The sequence below is a fragment of the Pseudomonas sp. R43(2017) genome, assembly GCF_002112345.1.
Lineage (GTDB): Bacteria > Pseudomonadota > Gammaproteobacteria > Pseudomonadales > Pseudomonadaceae > Aquipseudomonas > Aquipseudomonas kribbensis.
Genome location: NZ_NEHJ01000002.1, coordinates 750909 through 773409 on the forward strand (window position 1 = coordinate 750909; position 22501 = coordinate 773409).

General features: G+C 61.1%; 21 protein-coding genes. 8 read left to right on the forward strand and 13 right to left on the reverse strand.

Features of this window, described 5'->3' with window-relative positions; translation table 11 throughout:
- Positions 1-39: 39 nt before the first annotated feature.
- From gltP to CAG02_RS08035, 4 genes are all read right to left on the reverse strand, one after another.
- Positions 40-1371: a glutamate/aspartate:proton symporter GltP gene (gene gltP, locus CAG02_RS08015; protein WP_085612511.1), complete on the reverse strand. Its 1332-nt coding sequence runs from the start codon at positions 1369-1371 to the stop codon at positions 40-42.
- Between the two features lie 697 nt (positions 1372-2068).
- Complete coding sequence (locus CAG02_RS08025) at positions 2069-2533, reverse strand: inhibitor of vertebrate lysozyme family protein (RefSeq protein WP_085713053.1); 465 nt, start codon at positions 2531-2533, stop codon at positions 2069-2071.
- A 2-nt stretch (positions 2534-2535) separates the two neighbouring features.
- On the reverse strand, positions 2536-2700 hold the full coding sequence (locus CAG02_RS08030) for a DUF1328 domain-containing protein (protein ID WP_003177151.1): 165 nt from the start codon (positions 2698-2700) through the stop codon (positions 2536-2538).
- A 67-nt stretch (positions 2701-2767) separates the two neighbouring features.
- Complete coding sequence (locus CAG02_RS08035) at positions 2768-3052, reverse strand: hypothetical protein (protein ID WP_085713052.1); 285 nt, start codon at positions 3050-3052, stop codon at positions 2768-2770.
- Positions 3053-3479: 427 nt separating this feature from the next.
- Between CAG02_RS08035 and algB the strand changes: the two genes are divergently transcribed.
- Complete coding sequence (gene algB / locus CAG02_RS08040) at positions 3480-4826, forward strand: sigma-54-dependent response regulator transcription factor AlgB (protein ID WP_025112294.1); 1347 nt, start codon at positions 3480-3482, stop codon at positions 4824-4826.
- Between the two features lie 10 nt (positions 4827-4836).
- Entirely contained in the window at positions 4837-6627 is a 1791-nt protein-coding gene (locus CAG02_RS08045; RefSeq protein ID WP_085713051.1) for a KinB sensor domain-containing domain, read from the forward strand.
- Here CAG02_RS08045 and CAG02_RS08050 read toward each other — a convergent pair.
- The 7 genes from CAG02_RS08050 to CAG02_RS08085 all read right to left on the reverse strand — a co-directional run bounded on the left by CAG02_RS08050 (position 6624) and on the right by CAG02_RS08085 (position 13969).
- Complete coding sequence (locus tag CAG02_RS08050) at positions 6624-8237, reverse strand: EAL domain-containing protein (RefSeq protein ID WP_085713050.1); 1614 nt, start codon at positions 8235-8237, stop codon at positions 6624-6626. The genes CAG02_RS08045 and CAG02_RS08050 overlap by 4 nt on opposite strands.
- Positions 8238-8311: 74 nt before the next feature.
- On the reverse strand, positions 8312-9091 hold the full coding sequence (locus tag CAG02_RS08055) for an N-acetylmuramoyl-L-alanine amidase (RefSeq protein WP_085713049.1): 780 nt from the start codon (positions 9089-9091) through the stop codon (positions 8312-8314).
- Positions 9092-9186: 95 nt separating this feature from the next.
- On the reverse strand, positions 9187-11277 hold the full coding sequence (locus CAG02_RS08060) for a GGDEF domain-containing protein (protein ID WP_085713048.1): 2091 nt from the start codon (positions 11275-11277) through the stop codon (positions 9187-9189).
- Complete coding sequence (locus CAG02_RS08065) at positions 11274-12152, reverse strand: endonuclease/exonuclease/phosphatase family protein (protein WP_085713047.1); 879 nt, start codon at positions 12150-12152, stop codon at positions 11274-11276. The genes CAG02_RS08060 and CAG02_RS08065 overlap by 4 nt, the downstream gene beginning before the upstream one ends.
- Before the next feature lie 14 nt (positions 12153-12166).
- Positions 12167-12808, reverse strand: a complete 642-nt coding sequence (locus tag CAG02_RS08070; RefSeq protein ID WP_085713046.1) for a thiol:disulfide interchange protein DsbA/DsbL — start codon at positions 12806-12808, stop codon at positions 12167-12169.
- A gap of 211 nt (positions 12809-13019) precedes the next feature.
- The gene (locus CAG02_RS08080) at positions 13020-13631 is read right to left on the reverse strand and encodes a cytochrome c (RefSeq protein WP_065260178.1); all 612 of its coding nucleotides are present in this window, start codon (positions 13629-13631) and stop codon (positions 13020-13022) included.
- Positions 13632-13663: 32 nt separating this feature from the next.
- Positions 13664-13969, reverse strand: coding sequence for a cytochrome c5 family protein (locus CAG02_RS08085; protein ID WP_085713044.1), 306 nt, complete (start codon positions 13967-13969; stop codon positions 13664-13666).
- A 191-nt stretch (positions 13970-14160) separates the two neighbouring features.
- On the opposite strand from CAG02_RS08085, the gene yihA reads away from it, so the two are divergent.
- Positions 14161-14811, forward strand: coding sequence for a ribosome biogenesis GTP-binding protein YihA/YsxC (gene yihA, locus CAG02_RS08090; RefSeq protein WP_085713043.1), 651 nt, complete (start codon positions 14161-14163; stop codon positions 14809-14811).
- Positions 14812-15234: 423 nt separating this feature from the next.
- On the opposite strand, the gene polA is transcribed toward yihA, so the two are convergent.
- Positions 15235-18039: a DNA polymerase I gene (gene polA, locus CAG02_RS08095; RefSeq protein ID WP_085713042.1), complete on the reverse strand. Its 2805-nt coding sequence runs from the start codon at positions 18037-18039 to the stop codon at positions 15235-15237.
- A gap of 74 nt (positions 18040-18113) precedes the next feature.
- Between polA and CAG02_RS08100 the strand changes: the two genes are divergently transcribed.
- On the forward strand, positions 18114-18404 hold the full coding sequence (locus CAG02_RS08100) for a DUF2782 domain-containing protein (protein WP_085713041.1): 291 nt from the start codon (positions 18114-18116) through the stop codon (positions 18402-18404).
- 60 nt (positions 18405-18464) lie between these two features.
- On the forward strand, positions 18465-19418 hold the full coding sequence (locus tag CAG02_RS08105) for a homoserine kinase (RefSeq protein ID WP_085713040.1): 954 nt from the start codon (positions 18465-18467) through the stop codon (positions 19416-19418).
- Between the two features lie 42 nt (positions 19419-19460).
- Here CAG02_RS08105 and CAG02_RS08110 read toward each other — a convergent pair whose 3' ends face one another.
- Entirely contained in the window at positions 19461-20390 is a 930-nt protein-coding gene (locus tag CAG02_RS08110) for a zinc ABC transporter substrate-binding protein ZnuA (RefSeq protein WP_085713039.1), read from the reverse strand.
- Positions 20391-20447: 57 nt separating this feature from the next.
- Between CAG02_RS08110 and zur the strand changes: the two genes are divergently transcribed.
- Genes zur through znuB form a run of 3 tightly spaced genes read left to right on the forward strand, consistent with a single transcriptional unit; the run spans position 20448 to position 22496 of the window.
- A complete protein-coding gene (gene zur, locus CAG02_RS08115; protein ID WP_011331783.1) occupies positions 20448-20930 on the forward strand; it encodes a zinc uptake transcriptional repressor Zur in 483 nt (160 codons plus the stop codon).
- Entirely contained in the window at positions 20930-21715 is a 786-nt protein-coding gene (znuC, locus tag CAG02_RS08120; protein WP_065260667.1) for a zinc ABC transporter ATP-binding protein ZnuC, read from the forward strand. Before zur ends, znuC begins: the two co-directional genes overlap by 1 nt.
- Positions 21708-22496, forward strand: a complete 789-nt coding sequence (gene znuB / locus CAG02_RS08125) for a zinc ABC transporter permease subunit ZnuB (protein WP_065260666.1) — start codon at positions 21708-21710, stop codon at positions 22494-22496. The genes znuC and znuB overlap by 8 nt, the downstream gene beginning before the upstream one ends.
- The last annotated feature ends 5 nt before the right edge of the window (positions 22497-22501 follow it).

Here is a 22501-nt window from a genome sequence, read left to right on the forward strand (position 1 = left end):
ATTTCTCCGGGGTTTGTCAGGGTGCCTTGCGGGCGGGGATCAGTTTTTCGAAACGTCACCGGCCGGCAGTTTTTCCTTGCTGCGCCAGTGCGGCAGCGAGTTCCAGTAGCGCTGGCCTTTCGCGTCGTCGTACATGCCTTCCCAACGGGCGATGACCAGTACGGCGAGGGCGTTGCCGATCACGTTCAGGGCGGTACGCGCCATGTCCATCACACGGTCGACACCGGCGATGAAGGCCAGGCCTTCCAGCGGAATGCCGACGCTGCCCAGAGTGGCCAGCAGTACCACGAAAGACACGCCCGGCACGCCGGCGATGCCTTTGGAGGTCACCATCAGGGTCAGGACCAGCAGCAGTTGCTGGCTGATCGACAGGTCGATGCCGTACAGCTGGGCAATGAAGATCGCCGCGATGGACTGGTACAGGGTCGAACCGTCGAGGTTGAACGAGTAACCGGTCGGGACCACGAAGCTGCAGATGGCTTTCGGCGCGCCGTAGGCTTCCATCTTCTCGATCACACGTGGCAGCACGGTTTCCGAGGAGGCGGTGGAGTAAGCCAGCACCAGCTCATCCTTGAAGATGCGCATCAGCTTGATCACCGAGAAACCGAACATCTTGGCGATCAGGCCCAGCACCACGAAGGCGAAGAAGGCGATGGCGACGTAAACCAGGATCACCAGCTTGGCCAGCGGCAACAGCGAAGCGAAACCGAAGTTGGCCACGGTCACCGCGATCAGGGCGAACACGCCGATCGGGGCGTAGTTCATGATCATGTGGGTGACTTTGAACATGCTTTCCGAGACGCCCTGGAACATCTTCACCAGCGGCTCGCGCAGGTCCGACTGCAGGCTCGACAGACCGAGACCGAACAGCACGGAGAAGAAGATGATCGGCAGCATTTCACCGCGGGCCATGGCCGCGAAGATGTTCGACGGGATCAGGTTGAGGATGGTCTCGATGAACGCGTGTTCATGCTGTACCTCGGCGGCGGTCGCCTGGTACTTGGAGATGTCCACGGTGCCCAGGGTGCTCATGTCGATGCCGGCACCCGGATGGAACAGGTTGGCCAGCAGCAGGCCGACGACAATGGCGATGGTGGTGACGATTTCGAAGTAGATGATGGTCTTCAGGCCGATGCGCCCGAGCTTCTTGGCGTCGCCCACGCCGGCGATGCCGACAATAAGGGAAGAGATGACGATCGGGATCACGATCATCTTGATCAGACGGATAAAGATATCGCCTGCCGGTTGCAGGACGTTGCTGATCCACCAGGCCTTCTCGGCACTGAAATGGTTGAGCAACGCACCGATTGCAATCCCCAATACCAGACCGATGAGGATCTGCCAGGCGAGGCTAAGCTTTGCCTTCTTCATATTCTTTACCCTTACTTGCGTTTGACTCAAGGCACATGCAGGAACTGGAACGCTCTTGGCGGAAAAGTCTGTGCATCTGCCTCCGTATAAGGTGCCCCGAAGCGCGTGTTTACGGCTCTCCGGCAGGCGAAAAAAGGCGCAACTATTCCGATGCGAGGTTGCGCCGTCTAATGCCGTAAACGCCTACCCTATGCCGAATCGGCATGAGCTTTTTTAAATGAAACTGGCGTCCCAACCGGTTCGAATACGACATTTCGGCAGGCATAAGTGCCGTGAACCGGCCATTACAGCGTAGATTGGTTATTTTTTGAACGAGTGATTTCGACGAAAATTTTCCGAAAAAGCCTACGTTTCGAATCTAAAACGCCGACTGGCTTTATCGACTCTTTCTCGATATACGGTCGCGAGGAAACACCGCGAAATGCTTTTCGCGCGCAGTGTGATCGATAAAAAGATGAGCAGAACGCTCTGGATCAATGTTTTGTCACTTTGAAAGCCCAGCGCAAGTCCGTCGAACCGCTCCGGGTTGGCGAACTTGCGTCGCAGCTTTTACCCTGACCCGGCCCTCATCGCAGGCACTCCCTGTACCCGTAGGTCACTCCGACCCTGCAACAGTCAGAACGTCCCGGCCCCCTGGTCATGCACCGGCCTTCCTCGGGCGGGCGCAATGGAAGGCAGCTGTGGGCTGCCTTCATGTTCAATACCAGTTCGGATCTTTCTTCAACGTTTCCATCAACAGATCCTGCATGCCCTGATCGGGTTTGCCGAGGAAGCGGTAGGTGGCATGTCGCGTCGGCGACTTGTCGGCCGGCAATCCTTCGGGCACATCGACCAGCATGGCGTACGCGTGCTTCTTGTCGAAGCTGAACGCGACGATCAAGCGATGGTTGAGGCATTTGTCCTGCGATTCGCAGAGCGGCCCGACCAGATACTTGTCGCCGTCTTCAGTGACGGCATTCATCTGTTGGTCCGGCGTACCGGAGAGGTTCATCACCCATTCCGGCAGGCGTTCTTCCTTCTTCACCACGCCTTCCCAGGTTTCCCTGTAGTGCGGGTCTGAACTCAGCAGTTCGTTGACCCGCGTCTGGCCATCATTGGCCGCCATCGCCATGGCACTACCGCCCAGAAGCAGGGCGGCTGCCAGTGTCTTTAAAGCACTCATGGTCAACCTCGGCCGCGACGGCCAAAGAAGAACGAGGCGATGAACATCACCAGGAACACGACAAAGAGAATCTTGGCGATACCCGTGGCGGTGCCCGCGATACCACCGAAGCCCAGTACTGCAGCGATGATGGCAATGATCAGGAATGTGATTGCCCAGCTCAACATGGTGATTCTCCTTGTTTCTATTTAGGGGTGTTGCCGGTCTCGGCGCAGCGGCGCCCAGATTCGTGGATCAGAAAACCCAGCGTTCTTCACGTGGCATGTCGCCCAGCGGCTGCGGCTGGTCGACATCCATCATGCGCATCGCACCGTTGTCGGCCTGGCTGCTGCTGACGGCGCTGAAGTGCGTTTGCGTCGCGTGCTGCATCGAGATCAGGGGCTCAGGTTGCTGACTCTGTTCCCAGCGCAGGTATTGCTGGCAGGCGATCAGAGTAATCAGCAGCGCAAGTGCGCCAAACAGGGCCTGCTGCAGGTGCAGTGGCGAGATACGCATTTGGGCGGCACTTGGGCGAGTCATCCTGGGTTCCTCACTCTTATTCGGTTAGGGCAGTGCATATCTGCCCGGGCTGAGAGAGGTATTGCAGCCTGCATGCCAGCTTTTTTGTTTTAAAAAATCCAATAAAATCAGATAGTTACAAGCGCGATGAGAAATCGTGACGACGCATCCTGCACGATGGGTCATCCAAGGTCGTGCGAAATGCACGAATGTTTCGTAGGAGAAATCATTCTTTTTGAATTGAGAGCAGGGTGCGGATGTCAGAAAAGGAAGCAGGCAAATGCCTGAAAAACGCCGTTTGTTTAAAAAATCAACAAAATCAGTGAATTAGCCGTGAGGGCAGGAGAGAGCTACCCTGCTATGACTGGAATCGATCAGAATCAACCATGCAACTTGCCCGATTTTTCCGGGACTAACCCAAGACATTCACTTATGGAGCGTAGGAAAAATGGAATCAGCCACTGAGCATCAAGGCCGCATTCTGCTGGTGGACGATGAATCCGCCATCCTGCGAACCTTCCGTTATTGCCTCGAAGACGAAGGCTATACGGTTGCCACCGCCAACAGCGCGGCCCAGGCTGACGCGCTGTTGCAGCGTCAGGTGTTCGACCTGTGCTTCCTCGATCTGCGCCTCGGCGAAGACAATGGTCTCGACGTGCTGGCGCAGATGCGCATCCAGGCGCCGTGGATGCGGGTGGTGATCGTCACCGCGCATTCGGCTGTCGATACGGCGGTGGACGCGATTCAGGCGGGCGCCGCCGATTATCTGGTCAAACCGTGCAGCCCTGACCAGCTGCGCCTGGCGACCGCCAAGCAGCTTGAAGTCCGCCAGTTGTCTGCGCGTCTGGAAGCCCTCGAAGGCGAGATCCGCAAACCCAAGGACGGTCTCGATTCCCACAGCCCGGCGATGAAAGTCGTACTGGAAACCGCGCGGCAAGTGGCGAGCACCGACGCCAATATCCTGATACTCGGCGAGTCCGGTACCGGTAAAGGTGAGCTGGCCCGGGCGATTCACGGCTGGAGCAAGCGCGAGAAGAAATCCTGCGTCACCATCAATTGCCCGTCGCTGACTGCCGAGCTGATGGAAAGCGAGCTGTTCGGTCACAGCCGTGGCGCGTTCACCGGGGCCAGTGAAAGCACCTTGGGTCGGGTCAATCAGGCGGATGGCGGCACGCTATTTCTCGACGAGATCGGCGATTTTCCACTGACATTGCAGCCAAAGTTGCTGCGATTCATTCAGGACAAGGAATACGAGCGGGTAGGGGACCCGGTCACCCGCCGCGCCGATGTGCGCATCCTCGCGGCCACCAACCTCAACCTTGAAGACATGGTGCGCGACGGTCGTTTCCGTGAAGACCTGCTGTATCGCCTGAACGTCATCACTCTGCATCTGCCACCGCTGCGCGAGCGGGCCGAAGACATCCTGACCCTGGCCGACCGCTTCCTCGCCCGTTTCGTGAAGGAATATGCCCGCCCGGCCCGGGGCTTCAGTGACGAGGCGCGGGAAGCGCTGTTGGGTTACCGCTGGCCCGGCAACATCCGCGAGCTGCGCAACGTGGTCGAGCGGGCGAGCATCATTTGCCCGCAGGAACGCGTGGAAATCAGCCACCTCGGCATGGCCGAGCAACCCGCCAACAATGCGCCGCGCGTCGGTGCGGCCTTGAGCCTCGACGAACTGGAGAAGGCCCACATCGGCGCTGTGCTGGCGACTGCCGGCACCCTCGACCAGGCGGCCAAGACACTCGGGATCGACGCCTCGACCCTGTATCGCAAGCGCAAGCAGTACAACCTGTGAGCGCCCGCCGATGAAACTGGCGATGAAGTTGCGGACCCGCTTGTTCCTGAGCATTTCCGCACTGATCACCGTGGCCTTGCTCGGGCTGATGCTCGGGCTGGTCAGCGTGATGCAAATGGCCGGTACTCAGGAGGCGTTGATCCGCAACAACTTCGTCACCCTCGATCTGGGCCTCAAGCTGCGCCAGACCTTGGGCGATCAACTGATCATGATGCTTGCCGAGAAGCCCGATCCGGTGGCCTTCGAAGCGTCCAAGCAGCATTACTTCGAACTGCTCGACGAGGGCATCGCCCAGGAACAGAAGGACGACGGACGCCAGTACGGGTTCAGTCAGGCCAAAGCGGATTATCTGAATTTCCTTCAAGCGTTCGATGTGTCCCGCGACCCGGCTGCGGCCCTGAGCGGCAGCGGCGATCTGCGCGAACGCTTCAATACTCTGCGCAACGGCTTGATCGCCGAGCACAAGCACGCACTGGATAACATCAACTCCGTACAACATGCCGCCCGCGACCGGGCCTTGCTGATTGCCGGCCTGCTCGGGCTGGTGGGGCTGGCGGTGTTGATCATCGGTTTCATCACCGCCCAGGGAATCGCCCGCCGGTTCGGTGCACCGATCGAGGCGCTGGCGAAAGCCGCAGACAACATCGGCCAAGGCAATTTCGAGGTGACCTTGCCGGTGTCTTCGGCCATGGAAATCAACCTGCTGACCCGGCGTTTCGGGCTGATGGCCGAAGCCCTTCGCGAGCATCAGGCGACCAATGTCGATGAACTGCTGGCCGGCCAGCAACGTTTGCAGGCCGTGCTCGACAGCATCGATGACGGTTTGTTGATGATCGACCGCCAGGGGCATCTGGAGCACTTGAACCCGGTGGCCCAGCGGCAATTGGGCTGGGACAGCGACCGTTTCGGCGAAGGGCTTGGCAGTGCGCTGCAACGTCCAGAGCTGGATGCGCAACTGCAACTGGTATTGCGCGGTGGCACCCTTGAGCGCGCGCCGGAAGATTTGAGCATTGAAGTCGATGGCGAATCGCGGCTGCTGACCTACAGCCTGACGCCGGTCAGCCATACCCAGGGGCATATCCTCGGCGCGGTGATGGTGCTGCACGACGTCACCGAACAGCGGGCGTTCGAGCGGGTGCGCAGCGAATTCGTATTGCGTGCCTCCCATGAACTGCGCACGCCAGTGACCGGCATGCACATGGCGTTCGGGCTGTTTCGCGAGCGGGCGAAGTTTCCGGCGGAATCCCGCGAGTCGGATCTGCTCGACACGGTCAATGAAGAAATGCAGCGCCTGATGCAGTTGATCAACGACCTTCTGAATTTCTCACGCTATCAAAGCGGCTTGCAGAAACTCACGCTGGCGCCGTGCTCCATCGAGGATTTGCTGACTCAGGCGCAATCGCGTTTTGCCGACACGGCGGCGCAGAAGGGCGTGGCATTGAATGTCGAGGTACAGAGCCCGTTACCGCGTTTGCAGGCCGATCAGGCCCAGCTGGATCGGGTGCTGGACAACCTGATCGACAACGCCTTGCGCCATACGGCCCGCGACGGCCTGATCCGGTTGCAGGCGCGCCGACATGGCGAGCGGGTGATCATCAGCGTCGAGGACAACGGCGAAGGCATCGCTTACGGCCAGCAAGGGCGAATTTTCGAACCGTTCGTCCAGGTCGGACGCAAGAAGGGCGGGGCCGGACTCGGGCTGGCGTTGTGCAAGGAAATTGTCCAGTTGCATGGCGGCCGGATGGGCGTCTATTCGCGGCCGGGGCAGGGCACGCAGTTCTACATGGCGCTGGCGGTCTAGGCTTCGTCGTCCATCCGGCGGCCGGCGAGCCGCCGTCCCCGGGTAATCAGCTCGATGAATTGCACGGCGCTCAAGGCATGGGCGAACAGCCAGCCCTGACCGAACTTCACGCCTTCGCTGCTGAGCAGCGCCGCCTGGGATTCATGCTCGATACCTTCAGCGATCACTTTCAGATCCAGTGCCTGGGCCATGTGAATGATGTGCGGCGCCACACCGCTGCTGGCCGCGTCATGGCCGAGGGCATCAATAAACGCCTTGTCGATTTTCAGGCAGTCCACGGGCAGGGTCTGCAGGTAGGCGAGGCTGCAATAGCCGGTGCCGAAATCGTCGATCAGCACTTGATGGCCGACATCGCGCAGCGCTTGCAGGTTTTCCCGTGCGACCACCACATCGATCAGCCCGCGCTCGGTCACTTCAAACGCAATCTGCCGCGCTGCCACCCGGTGCAGGCTCAGCAGCCGCGCCATGACCTGGCCAATGCGCGGCACCATCACGTCACAGGCCGCCAGGTTCACCGAAATATACAGCTGCGGATTGGCTCGCAGTAATTGACCCAGTTGCTCCAACAGGCGCTGGAGGACGAAATCGGTCATCTGGCGGATCTGCCCGGTGTTTTCCGCCATCGGGATAAACAGGTCGGGGCTGGTCAGCGTGCCGTCCGGCCGGCGCCAGCGCAGCAAGGCTTCGGCGCCGACGCAGTTGCGGCTGTCGAGATCGAAGATCGGTTGATACAGCACCTGCAATTCGCCTCGACGGATCGCACCGTGAAGCTCGGCATCCAGAGACTGACGCTGGCGGACGATCCAGAACACCAGCACGCCCACCAGCGCCCCGAGTACCAGGCAGAACGGCACCATCCACCACCACAGCTCCGGAATGTGCATGCCCGTGCGCGGACTGATCAGCACCAGCTGATATTCCGGGTTGTCGGTGGGCATGCGATAGATCAGACGCGTCTGGGTGACTTGCAACGCGTCGGTGGATTTCGGCGGCCACGGCTCAGTGGGCGGCCAGGCCTGTGGCACGCCGAGCACCGGAATCGCCCGGGTCCCGTGATCCAGCACCACCAGCAGGCTGCTGTCGGGAGACAGGTCGACCATGTCGGTCAGGTGCCCGCGTGAGGTGGCCACGCGAAAGTTGCCGCGGCCGAGCATCAGCGCTGCGCGGTTTTCGTCGGGTTCGGTGGTGGTGTTCAACCAGTAGCTGTATGTCGGGCCCTTGATGTCCGGCGGGCGGACGACTGACAGGCCTTCCTGGCGCGGGCGGTTGGAGCAGATGCGCGATGCATCCATGTAGGCGGCTTCATAGACGAAGCGGTAGTTGAAGGTCACTTGCTGCAGCGTGGCGATCATTTCGTCGTCGCAACTGCGCAATGGCTGGGCTTCCAGATCGTCCAGACTCTCGCGCAACTGGCCGAACAATTGCTCCAGGCGAGCCAGGAAGCGCTCGCCCTGGGCGTTCATTTCCTGGCTTTCGCTTTGTTCGACCTGATGCATGGCGACGAACAGCCCGCCGGTGATCAACAGGCCTGCACTGAGGACAGCCGCCAGCATCGCCAGAAACCACGGACGATAAAACCAGCTACGCAGCGTCTCTCGGGTAGCAACCATATGGATATCCGAAGAATTACCAATGAGTTATAGCTGCTGATTGCGTTTTCGCCCTGACCGTCGGGCGGGCGTCATTATTTTGTCTGATTCAACACCAGCAGCAACGCTGCCGTTTGCGCATCCGGAGTACCGTCAAAGCGGGCAGGGCGGAAGTGCATCTGGAAGGCTGCGAGTACATGGCGGGTCGCCACGTCCAGCTCGCCGTTCTGCGGCGTTGCGTAACCCAGGCGCGCCAGTTGCGCCTGGAACCAGCTGATGCTCGGCAATTCCACCTCGAACCGCACTTGCTGGCGGGCGACGGCTTGTTCGTCCGGCCACAAGCCAAGGCCTTCGGCAGCCAGGCGCTTCCACGGGAACAATGGGCCCGGATCAAGCTTGCGCAGCGGTGCGATGTCGCTGTGACCGATGATGTGGTCCGGGCTGATGCCGTTGCGTTTGCTGATGTCCTTGAGCAGGACGATCAGCGACTGAACCTGGGCTTCGCTGTACGGATACCACACGCGCCCGGTCGGGGTGTCCTTGAAGCCCGGGTTGACGATTTCGATGCCGATGGAGCTTGAGTTGAGCCAGGTACGGCCTTGCCATTCGCTTTCACCGGCATGCCAGGCGCGCAGGTTTTCGTCCATCAACTTGTAGATCGTGCCTTTCTTGTCGTCGCCGATCAGGTAGTGGCTGCTGACTTCGCCGTGGGTCAGCAGTTGCAGGGAGCGCTCAAGGGAGGCGGAGGTGTAATGCACGATCACGAATTGCGCGCGGCTGTCGTGATTGGCAGAAGGATGGCTGGTGTCGTAGCGCGGCCCGCTGGCACAACCGGCCAGAATGAGCAGCGAAGTGATGAGGGCAACGAATTTCATGGCAGTACACGCAAGTCAGTAATGCAACAGTGTAACGTACTGACCTGCGTGCGAACGGCAAAAGGGCTGATTTAAATGAAATGGAACAATTGTCTTCAGCCTAGCTCCACCCGGTTGCGACCTGCGTTTTTGGCTCGGTACAGTGCCTGATCGGCTCTTTTGAGCACCAGATCGCTGTGTTCTCCCGGTCTGAATGCCGCCAGCCCCATGGAAATGGTGATCGTGACTCGCTCACCCTTGAAGTGGAACGGGCAGGCCTCGATGGACGCGCGCAGGGTTTCCAGCAGTTTGGCGCCGACGGCCGGCGGAGTTGCCGGCAGCAGCAGGACGAATTCCTCGCCGCCGAACCGGGCAATGAAATCGCTGCCGCGCAGGCGCTTGCGCAGCACCGTGGCAATGATCTTCAACACTTTGTCGCCGGCCAGATGGCCGTAGTTGTCGTTGATCCGCTTGAAGTGATCGAGGTCGAGCATGGCCAGGCTCAGAGTATTGCCATGCTGCTGCCATTGGGCGATTTCGTGTTCGAGCCGCTCGCTCCAGGCGGCGCGGTTGGGCAGGCCGGTGAGCGGATCGATCAGGGCTTTCTGGCGTTGCTCTTCAAGGTGTTCGCGATAGCCCAGTGCTTCCTGTTCCATATGCGCCACCCGTTCGGCGAGGCTTTTCAGGCGCCCAGCCACTTCCTGCTCACGGGCGTCACGCTGTTTCTGATGCTGGTCCATCGTGCCGAGCAGGCCTTCCAGGTGGTTTTCCAGTACCTGCTTGAGATCGTCCAGGTCCGCCGCTTCCTGCACGCTGGTCTGCAGGCCATCGACTTGTTCGCGGATCTGCGTGTCCATCGCTCGCGCCGCCGAGCTGTTGTCGGCGTGACCTTCGCTGGCAGCCTGCAGGTTGCTCTGGAACGCTTCGAGGCGCTCGTTGAGCTGCTGCAGATAGGCTTCGAACTCGTGCTGACCGCTGTCGGTGATGGCCAGCATCAAGGTCGCCAGATCGTCGAGGATCGGTAGCAGTTCGTACCAGTTCAGGCCATTTTTCAGCCGGTCGCGCATGGCCTCGGCTTGCGGTCGGTGGCGCTCAGGCAGGGTCAGGTCGTCCAGCAGGCCGATCAGCGTATCTTCGATGTGCTTGGCCACCGAGCTGTAGGAGGGTTCGGGCGAATCCGGCAGGGCGTAGAGAATGTCTTGCTCGGGTTGCTCCGGATCGATGGCCGCCAGGGCCTGCGCGATGGGCTCGGGCAGGGGCAGGCTGTCGAGGAAGACCGGGGGCGGGTTATCGCCGGGGTGGATCAGTTCGTCAGGGTTGATGGCGATCGGTGTCGATGGCGCAAAGACCGGAGGCGGTGTGAAGGCTAGCGGCTCGGGTTCTGGCTCGGAGGGTTCCGGTTCGCTGGGAGACGGAACGACTTCTGTGAGGATCCGGGCAGGCTCGAAGGCAACCACTTCCGGCTCTGCAACAGGCTCAGGTGTTGATATTGCTGCTTGCATTGGCGCGGCCAGAGGTACAGCGACCGGTGCTTCACTGACGGTGGCAACAGCTGCCGGCTCGGCGATTGCGGCAGGCGCTTCTGGCATTGGCGCGCTTTCAGGCGCGGCGGGCGGTTGCTCTGGCTGAGCGGCCGGAGTGATCACGGCAGGCTGAGCTACAGGTGCAGGCGTTTCCTCGCTGTCGCGGCTGCCAAACAGGCGTTGCAACAATCCAGGACGTCCCGGTTCCGCCGGCGTCTCCAGTTGACTCAGGGCCTTGCCCTGCAAGCCGCTGAGCTCACTGAGCAGCAGCGGCATTTCTCGCGCCTGACTGACTCGCCCATCAAGTTGTTTGGCGAATTTCTTCAACGGCTGGGCGACTTCCCGGGGTAACGGCAACGCTTGCAACTGAGTGACCAGCGAGTTCAGCGCGGTGCTGACCTGCTCGATCCGGGTTTCACGGCGTTGCTCGGAGTCGAGCACGGCTTTTTCAAGACGCGGCAACAGGGCGGCGAGGCCGGCATCCATGTCGTCGGTGCGCACCACATCGCGCATTTCCTTCATGCATTGATCGACCACGCGATCAGTGCCTTCCGCTGCCAGGGTGCTACGCACCAGGCCGCGACGCAGCAGGTCGAGCCGGGCGTCCCATCGACGTTCGAGCTTTTCCTGTTGTTCGATGCTTTTGAGGTATTTCTCTTTCCAGCGCTGGGCTTCGTCGCTCATTCAGGCGTTCCGCGAGGGGCAGGACTCAACGCGGGCAATGCATCGGCCGTGAGCGAACCCGGCAGACGAATCTCTACCGCGACGGGCAGGTGATCGGAAATCGGTTGGGCCAGCACTTCGACCTTTTCCAGCGTCAGGGTCGGGCTGAGCAGAATATGGTCCAGGCAGCGCTGCGGGCGCCAGCTGGGGAATGTCGCTTCGAGTTGCGGGGCCAGCAGGCCGAGGTCGCGCAGGGGCGAGTGTTGCAGCAGGTCGCTGGCGTGGGTGTTCATGTCGCCCATCAGCACCTGATGCTTGTAGCCGCCGATCAGCTCGCGAATATAGGCCAGTTGCATGGTGCGTACCCGGGCGCCGAGCGCCAGGTGCATCATCACCACCACCAGCGCCTCGGGACCTTCACCAAAGCGCACCAGGATCGCCCCGCGACCTTTCGGCCCCGGCAGCGGATGATCCTCGATCGCCCACGGGCGCAGGCGACTGAGCACGCCGTTGCTGTGCTGGGCCAGTCGGCCGAGGTTGCGATTGAGTTGTTGATACCAGTAGGGGAAGGCGCCGAGATGGGCCAGGTGTTCGACCTGATTGACGTAGCCTGAGCGCAGGCTGCCGCCATCGGCTTCCTGCAGGGCGACCAGGTCGAAGTCGCCGAGCAGATTGCCGATCTTCTGCAGATTGCCGGAGCGCCCGGGGTGCGGCAGCAGATGCTGCCAGCTGCGGGTCAGGTAATGCCGATACCGCTCGGTGCTGATGCCAACCTGGATATTGAAACTGAGCAAGCGCAAACGGCTGTCTGCGGGCAGGCCCGTGGACTCCAGGTGATGCTCGTTGACCTGCGGATCATGCAGGCCGACGAGACGTTCGGTTCCCCAGCGGCGCATGGCGATTGCCGCGCTTAGTTGGCGGCTGCCTTGTTGGCCGCTCGCTCTTTGGCGACCAGTTGGTCAGCCAGTTTCAGAGCTTCCTCGGCACCACCGGCGGAGCCGATGTCAAAGCGGTATTTGCCGTTGACGATCATGGTTGGAACGCCGGAGATTTCATATTTCTTGGCCAGTTCGCGAGCCTTGACGATCTGGCCCTTGATGGCGAAGGAGTCGAAGGTGGCCAGGAACTTGTCCTTGTCCACGCCTTGGGTGGCGAGGAAATCGGCCATATCATTCTTGTCGGTCAGCTTCTTGTGTTCTTTCTGGATCGCGTTGAACACGGCAGCGTGAACGCTGTGCTCGACGCCCATGGCTTCCAGGGTCAGGAACATCTGACCGTGTGCGTCCCAAGGGCCGCCGAACATGGCAGGAATGCGCACGAAGTTGACGTCGGAGGGCAGCTTTTCAACCCAAGGATTGATCACGGGCTCGAACGCGTAGCAGTGCGGGCAGCCGTACCAGAACAGTTCCACCACTTCGATCTTGCCAGGCACGGCAACCGGAACCGGATTGCTCAGCTCGACGTACGGGGCAGCAGGTGCTTCGGCAGCCTGGGCGGTCACGCCGAACAGGCTGGCAGCGACGAGAGCGGCGCTGATGATCAGATTACGCATGCTTTACTCCTGGACAATTTTGTTCGCCTCGCGCGGGCTGTTTTCAGACAGATCCTGGCGGGCATGAGTTCTGTAGTGTAACGGCAGCGGCCACAAAAAAGGGCGGCCAAAGCCACCCTTTTTATACTTCATGCAACGGATTAATCGAGCGTTAACGTGGCAGGCGTTGCCCTTCGCGCGCAACGCTCGAATCACCATCGCAGGCCTGGCCTTAGTGCAGGCCTTGAATGTAGCTGGAGACCGCCGCAATGTCCTCGTCGCTCAGCTTGCGAGCGATGGTGCGCATGGTCATGGCATCGCCGTCGTTGTTGCGACCGGCTTCTTCCTTGCGGAAATCGGTCAGCTGTTTGGCGATGTATTGAGCGTGCTGGCCACCCAGGTGCGGGAAGCCGGCGGCGGCATTGCCCGCGCCGTTCGGCGAGTGGCAACCGGTGCAGGCTGGCAGGCCTTTTTCCAGGTTGCCGCCACGGAACAGGGCTTCGCCGCGAGCGACGATCTTCGGATCGGCGGCGCCGACGCTGCCTTTCTGGCTGGCGAAATAGGCGGCGATGTCGGAAAGGTCCTGATCGCTCAGGTTGGTCAGCAGTCCGGTCATTTCCAGAACGGTGCGCTTGCCCGACTTGATGTCGTGCAGTTGCTTGGTCAGGTAGCGTTCACCCTGGCCGGCCAGTTTCGGAAAGTTTGGCGCCATGCTGTTGCCATCCGGGCCATGGCAGGCCCCGCATACGGCAGCCTTCGCCTGGCCTGCGGCGGCATCGCCTGCAGCATGGGCGAAACCTGAGATTCCCACGGTCAACAGCAGACTCACGATCAGTTTGTTCATCAGCTAATCCAACTACGGCTAAGGGTTAAGAGTTATGGACCGGGTTTACTTCCGCTCATCCAGAGGATGATGGCCTGGTAATCCTCGGCACTGCAGTCCATGCACAAACCACGCGGCGGCATCGCCTTGAAACCCTGGGTCACGTGTTGCACCAGCGTCTCCATACCTTTCGCCAACCTCGGCGTCCAAGCTTCCTGATCGCCTCTTCTGGGCGCCATGGGTAGTTGGCCGGAATGACAGGCACCACAAACACGGTTGTACACGGCTTCCGGATCCTGTGTAGCCTGTGCGCTGTAAAGCGGCATCAGAACTCCGGCAGCCAGCAGCCATTTCGTCATAAAACGACCTTTTCAGGGTTGAGAGCGATCTGCGTTCTGTTGCGCAATCAAAGTCTGTCGCTCTCGTGAACTTCATCCTTCGCTGGGACAAAGCACACACAAAATCTGCGGCATTATATACTGGCGTCACTGAAACGGAAGCGACACCGCGTTCCGCGCCCAATCCCGGCGCCGCCCACATCGGAAATCCCATGCAACTCAAGAATCCCATCCTCGGCCTGTGCCAACAGTCCACGTTCATGCTCAGTGCCGCCAAAGTCGATCAGTGCCCCGACGACGAAGGCTTCGAAGTGGCGTTCGCCGGTCGTTCCAACGCCGGTAAATCCAGCGCGCTGAACACCCTGACTCACGCCAGCCTGGCGCGCACCTCGAAAACCCCGGGTCGCACACAGCTGTTGAACTTCTTCAAGCTAGACGATGAACGGCGTCTGGTCGACCTGCCGGGCTACGGTTATGCAAAAGTACCGATCCCGCTCAAGCAACACTGGCAGCGTCACCTCGAGGCTTACCTCGGGGGCCGCGAGAGTTTGAAGGGGCTGATTCTGATGATGGATATCCGTCATCCAATGACCGACTTCGACCTGCTCATGCTCGACTGGGCCGTTGCGGCCGGCATGCCGATGCACATTCTGCTGACCAAGGCCGACAAGCTGACCTACGGCGCAGCCAAGAACACGCTGCTCAAGGTGCAGTCGGAAATCCGCAAGGGGTGGGGCGATCTGGTAACGATCCAGCTGTTCTCCGCACCAAAACGCATGGGCCTGGAAGAGGCCTACACCAAGCTGGCGGGCTGGATGGAATTGGCGGATAAAGGCGCGGAAACGGCGGCTGAGGCAGAGTAAGGGGATTTCAAAACTGTCTGTGGTGCTGCGAGGCAAGGCAAAAGTGCAACAAAAACGGCCGGGGTCGCGCTCGACTTTAGGGGACCTAAATGAGCATTTTTTGTTGTGCTTTTAACGCAGCATGGCTGCGCCACAGCCAGTTTTGGGGCAAAAAAAGCCCCGGACTTCATATGGGGAGGGAGAAGTTCCGGGGTCCAAGTTCCGAACCGCTAGGGCGGGGTTCAGATATCTGCCAACACTTAACACAACATAGGAGCATCGAAGGGCTTCACCAGCCATTCAGTACCTCTGAGTATCAGCCTGCAAGATTAGTTCAGAATTTTCTAGAAAAGGTTTGGAATAAATTCCAGAACCTTAAGGACTAAGTGCCTGCAAAGGGCTCTGCTGCGGCGTTATGCCCCGGCAGAGCCGGCCTCTGACCGATCAGTGGGCCTCGTCCCAGTTGTTGCCGACTCCCACTTCCACCAGCAACGGCACATCCAGCTTCGCCGCTTCGCTCATGTGGACGCGAATTTCGTCGCGAACCTGATCCACCAGATCCTCGCGAACCTCCAGCACCAGTTCGTCGTGCACCTGCAGGATGACTTTGGCGTCCAGACCCGAAGCGCTCAGCCAGTTGTCCACCGCCACCATGGCTTTTTTGATGATGTCCGCTGCGGTGCCCTGCATCGGCGCGTTGATCGCCGTGCGTTCAGCGGCAGCGCGTTCCTGCGGCTTGTTGGAGTTGATGTCCGGCAGATACAGGCGGCGGCCGAAGATCGTTTCTACGTAGCCTTGATCCGCCGCCTGTGCACGGGTGCGGTCCATGTATTCACGAACGCCCGGGTAGCGTGCGAAGTAAGTATCGATGTAGGCCTTGGCGGTCTTGGTGTCGACGCCGATGTCCTTGCCGAGCTTCTGCGCGCCCATGCCGTAGATCAGGCCGAAGTTGATCGCCTTGGCGCCACGGCGCTGGTCGGACGTCACTTCGTTCAGCTCGACCTTGAACACTTCGGCGGCAGTTGCGGTATGCACGTCCAGATTGTTGCGGAACGCGTTCATCAGGCCTTCGTCGCGGGACAGGTGGGCCATGATCCGCAATTCGATCTGCGAGTAGTCCGCTGCCAGCAGTTTGTAGCCTTTCGGCGCGACAAAGGCCTGGCGGATGCGTCGGCCTTCAGCGGTGCGCACCGGAATGTTCTGCAGGTTCGGGTCGCTCGACGACAGGCGCCCGGTCGACGCGACGGCCTGATGGTACGAGGTGTGGATACGCCCGGTGCGCGGGTTGATCTGCTCCGGCAGGCGATCGGTGTAGGTGCTTTTCAGCTTGCTCATGGAACGGTGTTCCATCAGCACTTTCGGCAGGCGGTGATCGTCTTCGGCCAGTTTTGCCAGCACTTCTTCGGCGGTGGATGGCTGACCCTTGGCGGTCTTTTTCAGCACCGGCAGGCCAAGTTTTTCGTAGAGGATCACGCCCAGTTGTTTCGGCGAACCCAGGTTGAATTCTTCACCGGCGATTTCGAACGCTTCACGTTCCAGTGCGACCATCTTGTCGCCCAGCTCGATGCTCTGAACGCCCAGCAGCGCGGCATCGACGAATGCACCCTGGCGCTCGATGCGGGCCAGCACCGGCACCAGCGGGATCTCGATGTCGGTCAGTACGCTGGCCAGGCTCGGGATGGCGCTGAGTTTTTCGAACAGGGTCTGGTGCAGGCGCAGGGTCACGTCGGCATCTTCGGCGGCATACGGCCCGGCCTGTTCCAGCGCGATCTGGTCGAAGGTCAGTTGCTTGGCGCCTTTGCCGGCGATGTCCTGGAAGCTCACGGTGGTGTGATCCAGATACTTCTGCGCCAGGCTGTCCATGTCGTGGCGGGTGGCGGTGGAGTTGAGCACGTAGGACTCGAGCATCGTGTCGAAGGCGATGCCGCGCACGGTGATGCCTTCGTTCTGATCGCCGCCGATGGCGCAGTTGGCCAGGATGTTCATGTCGAATTTGGCGTGCTGGCCGACCTTGAGCTTGTTCGGGTCTTCGAGGATTGGTTTCAGCGCGCGCAACACGGTGTCGCGATCCAGCTGCTCCGGCACGCCGATGTAGGAGTGGGTCAGCGGAATGTAGGCTGCTTCATTGGCCTGCACCGCGAAGGACAGGCCGACCAATTGCGCCTGCTGTGCGTCGACGCCGGTGGTTTCGGTGTCGAAGGCGAACAGCTTGGCGTTCTTCAGTTTTTCCAGCCAGACATCGAAACGGGCCTGATCGAGGATGGTTTCGTACGCGGCCTCGGCCGGAGCGACCGGCGCTTCTTCCGCAGGCGCGCTGAACAGATCGCCGGCCGGCTCAGGCGCGGCGGCGCTGCTCAGTTCCAGGCGTTTGGCATCGCGCTCCAGATCGTTGATCCAGCTCTTGAACTCCAGCAGGGTGTAAAGCTCAAGCAGCTTGGCCGGATCTTCCGGGCCCATTTGCAGGTCGTCGAGGCCGATGTCCAGCGGCACGTCGACCTTGATGGTCGCCAGTTGATAGGAGAGGAACGCCATCTCCTTGTGCTCTTCGAGCTTGGCCGGCAGGGTCTTGGCGCCACGAATCGGCAGGGTCGGCACGATATCGAGCTGCGCGTAGAGCTCGGTCAGGCCGCCGTTGACGCCGACCAGCAGGCCGGACGCGGTTTTCGGCCCGATGCCGGGAACGCCGGGGATGTTGTCGGAAGAATCGCCCATCAGGGCCAGATAATCGATGATCTGCTCCGGAGCGACGCCGAATTTCTCCTTCACGCCCTCCACGTCCATCGAGCTACCGGACATGGTGTTGACCAAGGTAATGTGGCCGTCGACCAGTTGCGCCATGTCCTTGTCGCCGGTGGAGATGATCACCGGGCGGTTGGCGGCCGCGCTGCTGCGGGCCAGGGTGCCGATCACGTCATCGGCCTCGACGCCTTCGACGCACAACAGCGGGAAGCCGAGGGCTTTCACGCTCTGGTGCAGCGGCTCGATCTGCAGGCGCATGTCGTCGGGCATGCTCGGGCGGTTGGCCTTGTATTCGGCGTACATCTCATCGCGAAATGTCCCGCCCTTGGCGTCGAACACCACAGCGAAGGGGCTGTCCGGATACTGTTTGCGCAAGCTCTTGAGCATGTTCAGCACGCCCTTGACCGCGCCGGTCGGCAGGCCTTTGGACGTGGTCAGCGGTGGCAGCGCATGAAAGGCGCGGTACAGGTAAGACGAACCGTCCACCAGGACGAGGGGGGCTTGGCTCATGAGCAGGATCAACCTTTTCGGCGGGTCCGGCGCTAGAATAGCGGGACCGTTGACGACAAAGGGACAAGGTTATCATGCGTACGTTAAATCGCTTGCTGCTGGTCAGTTTGATTGCTGTCTCACCCTTGCCTGCGATCGCGGCGGATGATGCGCCGTCAGCGGAGCCGGAAGTCACCATCCGCACCGAGGGTGACAGAACCATCCAGGAGTACCGGCAGAACGGTTTCCTGTACGCGATCAAGGTGACCAAGAAGGGTTTCCCGCCCTATTTTCTGGTGCGTGCGGACGGTACTGATGCAAACTTCATCCGCTCGGACCAGCCGGATATGCTGATCCCGTCGTGGAAGATTTTCGAGTGGAAGTAGTTTCTTAATTTCAACCGGCGCCGGCTCGATGGCGGCGCCAGAACTGAGCAGTTTTTAACCATGTCTGTGTTCACCCCCCTGGCTCGGCCCGAGCTGGAAACCTTTCTCGCCCCTTACGGGCTCGGCCGTCTGCTCGATTTCCAGGGGATCGCCGCCGGCAGCGAAAACACCAACTTCTTCATCAGCATGGAAAAGGGCGAGTTCGTCCTGACCCTGGTCGAGCGCGGCCCGGTGCAGGAAATGCCGTTCTTCATCGACCTGCTCGACGTCCTCCACGAAGCCGACCTGCCGGTGCCCTACGCACTGCGCACCACCGACGGCGTGGCCCTGCGCGAGCTGAAAGGCAAGCCGGCGCTGCTGCAACCGCGCCTGGCCGGCAAGCACATCAAACAGGCCAACGCCCAGCATTGCGCGCAGGTCGGTGACTTGCAGGCGCACCTGCACCTGGCGACCCAGGGCGACAGCATGATCAAGCGCAAGACCGATCGTGGCCTGGACTGGATGCTGGAGGAGGGGACCGAGTTTCTCTCGCACCTGAGCGACGAGCCGCGTGCGCTGCTGCAAAAGGCGCTGGACGAAATCACCCAACAGAAAGAGAAAATTCTCGCGCTGCCGCGGGCGAACATCCACGCCGACCTGTTCCGCGACAATGCGATGTTCGAAGGCACGCACCTGACCGGGCTGATCGACTTCTACAACGCCTGTTCTGGACCGATGCTCTACGACGTGGCGATTGCCTTGAACGATTGGTGTTCGGACGATGACGGCCTGATTGACGGCCCACGTGCGCGGGCCTTCCTGGGTGCCTACGCGGCACTGCGTCCGTTCACGGCGGCTGAGGCCGAACTGTGGCCGACCATGCTGCGCGTGGCGTGCGTACGGTTCTGGCTGTCGCGGTTGATTGCGGCGGAATCGTTCGCCGGGCAGGACGTTTTGATTCATGATCCGAAAGAGTTCGAGCAGCGACTGGCGCAGCGTCAGCAGGTCAACACACCGCTGCCGTTTGCCCTGTAGAAGAAAAAAACCGCAGCCTGTGCAGGCTGCGGTTTTTTTGTATCAGAGCGACTCCAGGCAACCCGCCAGATCATTCCCCAGCTTCTCCAGCACCTGCTCATAACCCTGAGCCGTCGCTGGCGTATACCCGCCCAGTGCATCCAGTTCCGCCAGTTTCACCGGCAGGCCAGCCACCAGGGTTTCCGCCAGGCGTGGGCGCAGCGGTGGCTCGCTGAACACGCAGGTCTTGCCGACTTCCTGCAACCGCGCGCGCATTGCCGCGACATGCTGAGCGCCCGGCTGCACTTCCGCCGCCACGCTGAATACACCGGTGTGTTTCAGGCCGTAGGCATCTTCGAAATAGTCGAAGGCTTCGTGGAAGACGAAGTAGGGTTTGCCTTCAACGCTGGCCAGACGCTTCTTCAAGCGTTGATCCAGTGCATCGAGACGCTCGTCGAACGCCTTGGCGTTGCTCTGGTAGCGCTCGGCATTGGCCGGGTCGGCAGCGCTCAGGTCAGCGGCCATCTTGTCGGCAATCACCCGCGCGTTCACCGGCGATAGCCACAAATGCGCATCGAGGGTGCCCGGGCGGTGATCGTGATCATGCTCGTCGGCATCTTCGGCGTGGGAGTGGCTGTCTTCAGCGAAGCGGCGCAGCTTCATGCCCGGCAGGTCCTGCACGGCGACGCTCGGCAGTGTACGACCGTTCAGCACGCGAGGCAGGAAACCTTCCATGTCCGGGCCGATCCAGTACAGCAGGTCCACCGATTGCACCTTGCGCACATCGGACGGGCGCAACGCATAGTTATGCGGCGAGGCCCCCGGCGGCAGCAACACTTCCGGAATCGCCACACCGTCCTGCACCGCAGCGGCAATCAATTGCAGCGGCTTGATGCTGGTGAGGACTCTGACTTCGGCCTGAGCCGAACCGATCAGCAGAAAACTGGCGACAAAGGCCACAAAAACAGAAAAAAGTCGGGACACGATGACCACTCAAGGAGGCGAGAACGGGTAACATAATAACGTCTCTAACCAAACTCGTCGCCGCTCATGCCTATTACCCCGATTGCCAGCCGTCCCCACGACCACTCTCATTGCGTCCACAGCGCCCTGTCCGAGGCCGATGCCTTGTGTGCACAGAAAGGCCTGCGCCTGACCGCATTGCGTCGGCGGGTGCTGGAACTGGTCTGGCAGAGCCACAAGCCGCTGGGTGCCTACGACATCCTCGCCGTGCTCAGCGAGCAGGACGGCCGTCGCGCCGCGCCGCCGACCGTGTACCGCGCGCTGGATTTTCTGCTGGAAAACGGCTTGGTGCACCGTATCTCCTCGCTGAACGCCTTTGTCGGCTGCGTTCATCCGAAGCATTCGCACCAGGGCCAGTTCCTGATCTGCCGCGAATGCCACGCGGCTATCGAGCTTGAGCAAAAAACCATCAGCGACGCCATCGTCCATAGCGCCAAGGACGTCGGCTTCATCGTCGAGGCCCAGACCGTCGAAGTGGTCGGCCTCTGCTCCGGTTGCCGGGGGGCTTGATGAGCGATGCGTTGATCCGTCTTGAGCAGGTGGCTGTCCGGTTTGCCGGGCAGAACGTGCTGGACAACATTCACCTGAGCGTCGAGCCGGGGCAGATCGTCACCCTGATCGGCCCCAACGGCGCCGGCAAAACCACGCTGGTACGCGCCGTGCTCGGGCTGCTGAAACCCGACAGTGGCAGCGTCTGGCGCAAGCCGAAACTGCGCGTCGGTTACATGCCGCAAAAGCTGCACGTCGATCCGACCCTGCCGCTTTCAGTCCTGCGCTTCCTGCGGCTGGTGCCGGGCGTCGATCGTCCGCGTGCGCTGGCGGCACTCAAGGAAGTCGGCGCCGAACACGTCATCGACAGCCCGGTGCAAAGTGTTTCCGGCGGCGAAATGCAGCGCGTGCTGCTGGCCCGGGCGCTGTTGCGCGAGCCGGAACTGCTGGTCCTCGACGAGCCGGTGCAAGGCGTCGATGTCGCCGGGCAAGCCGAGCTGTACAGCCTGATCACCCGGCTGCGCGACCGCCACGGTTGCGGCGTGCTGATGGTGTCCCACGACCTGCATCTGGTGATGAGCACCACGGATCAGGTGGTGTGCCTCAACCGTCACGTCTGCTGCTCCGGGCATCCCGAGCAGGTCAGTGGCGATCCGGCCTTCGTCGAGCTGTTCGGCAACCACGCGCCGAGCCTGGCGGTCTATCACCACCATCACGACCACGCCCACGACCTGCACGGTTCGGTGGTCAAGGGGCCTGTGAAAGGCCAACCTCACGTTCACGGAGATAGCTGCAAGCATGGCTGATTTTCTGTTCTACGCCCTGCTTGCAGGTCTGGCGCTGGCGGTGGTCGCGGGGCCGCTGGGCTCGTTCGTGGTCTGGCGGCGCATGGCCTACTTCGGCGATACCCTGTCCCACGCCGCACTGCTCGGCGTGGCGCTGGGCTTTCTGCTGGATGTCAGCCCGACGGTCGCAGTCACCGTGGGCTGCCTGCTGCTGGCGGTACTGCTGGTGACCCTGCAACAGCGCCAGCCGCTGGCGTCCGACACGTTGCTGGGCATTCTTGCGCCGAGCACACTCTCTCTCGGGCTGGTGGTACTAAGCTTCATGCATGAAGTGCGGATCGACCTGATGGCCTATCTGTTTGGCGATCTGTTGGCGATCAGCCCGACTGACCTTGCCTGGATCCTCGGCGGCAGCGCGGCGGTGCTGGTGCTGCTGGTGACGCTGTGGCGACCGCTGCTGGCGATCACCGTGCACGAAGAACTGGCCCGGGTCGAAGGCCTGCCGGTGGCCGGTTTGCGCATGGCGCTGATGCTGCTGATTGCGGTGGTGATCGCCGTGGCGATGAAAATCGTCGGTGTGTTGCTGATTACGTCGCTGTTGATCATCCCGGCAGCTGCGGCACAACGTCACGCCCGTTCGCCGGAGCAAATGGCACTGGGCGCGAGCCTGCTGGGCATGCTCGCCGTGTGTGGCGGGCTGGCGCTGTCCTGGTTCAAGGACACCCCGGCCGGCCCGTCAATCGTTGTGACGGCGGCCGCACTGTTTCTGCTGAGTTTTGTTCTGCCCCGTCGAGGGGTGTAGACTTG

Excerpts from the sequence above, each read along its gene's own strand:
- gltP (WP_085612511.1), bottom strand. The coding sequence starts at position 1,371 with ATGAAGAAGGCAAAGCTTAGCCTCGCCTGGCAGATCCTCATCGGTCTG.
- CAG02_RS08025 (WP_085713053.1), bottom strand. The coding sequence starts at position 2,533 with ATGAGTGCTTTAAAGACACTGGCAGCCGCCCTGCTTCTGGGCGGTAGT.
- CAG02_RS08030 (WP_003177151.1), bottom strand. The coding sequence starts at position 2,700 with ATGTTGAGCTGGGCAATCACATTCCTGATCATTGCCATCATCGCTGCA.
- CAG02_RS08035 (WP_085713052.1), bottom strand. The coding sequence starts at position 3,052 with ATGACTCGCCCAAGTGCCGCCCAAATGCGTATCTCGCCACTGCACCTG.
- algB (WP_025112294.1), top strand. The coding sequence starts at position 3,480 with ATGGAATCAGCCACTGAGCATCAAGGCCGCATTCTGCTGGTGGACGAT.
- CAG02_RS08045 (WP_085713051.1), top strand. The coding sequence starts at position 4,837 with ATGAAACTGGCGATGAAGTTGCGGACCCGCTTGTTCCTGAGCATTTCC.
- CAG02_RS08050 (WP_085713050.1), bottom strand. The coding sequence starts at position 8,237 with ATGGTTGCTACCCGAGAGACGCTGCGTAGCTGGTTTTATCGTCCGTGG.
- CAG02_RS08055 (WP_085713049.1), bottom strand. The coding sequence starts at position 9,091 with ATGAAATTCGTTGCCCTCATCACTTCGCTGCTCATTCTGGCCGGTTGT.
- CAG02_RS08060 (WP_085713048.1), bottom strand. The coding sequence starts at position 11,277 with ATGAGCGACGAAGCCCAGCGCTGGAAAGAGAAATACCTCAAAAGCATC.
- CAG02_RS08065 (WP_085713047.1), bottom strand. The coding sequence starts at position 12,152 with ATGCGCCGCTGGGGAACCGAACGTCTCGTCGGCCTGCATGATCCGCAG.
- CAG02_RS08070 (WP_085713046.1), bottom strand. The coding sequence starts at position 12,808 with ATGCGTAATCTGATCATCAGCGCCGCTCTCGTCGCTGCCAGCCTGTTC.
- CAG02_RS08080 (WP_065260178.1), bottom strand. The coding sequence starts at position 13,631 with ATGAACAAACTGATCGTGAGTCTGCTGTTGACCGTGGGAATCTCAGGT.
- CAG02_RS08085 (WP_085713044.1), bottom strand. The coding sequence starts at position 13,969 with ATGACGAAATGGCTGCTGGCTGCCGGAGTTCTGATGCCGCTTTACAGC.
- yihA (WP_085713043.1), top strand. The coding sequence starts at position 14,161 with ATGCAACTCAAGAATCCCATCCTCGGCCTGTGCCAACAGTCCACGTTC.
- polA (WP_085713042.1), bottom strand. The coding sequence starts at position 18,039 with ATGAGCCAAGCCCCCCTCGTCCTGGTGGACGGTTCGTCTTACCTGTAC.
- CAG02_RS08100 (WP_085713041.1), top strand. The coding sequence starts at position 18,114 with ATGCGTACGTTAAATCGCTTGCTGCTGGTCAGTTTGATTGCTGTCTCA.
- CAG02_RS08105 (WP_085713040.1), top strand. The coding sequence starts at position 18,465 with ATGTCTGTGTTCACCCCCCTGGCTCGGCCCGAGCTGGAAACCTTTCTC.
- zur (WP_011331783.1), top strand. The coding sequence starts at position 20,448 with ATGCCTATTACCCCGATTGCCAGCCGTCCCCACGACCACTCTCATTGC.
- znuC (WP_065260667.1), top strand. The coding sequence starts at position 20,930 with ATGAGCGATGCGTTGATCCGTCTTGAGCAGGTGGCTGTCCGGTTTGCC.
- znuB (WP_065260666.1), top strand. The coding sequence starts at position 21,708 with ATGGCTGATTTTCTGTTCTACGCCCTGCTTGCAGGTCTGGCGCTGGCG.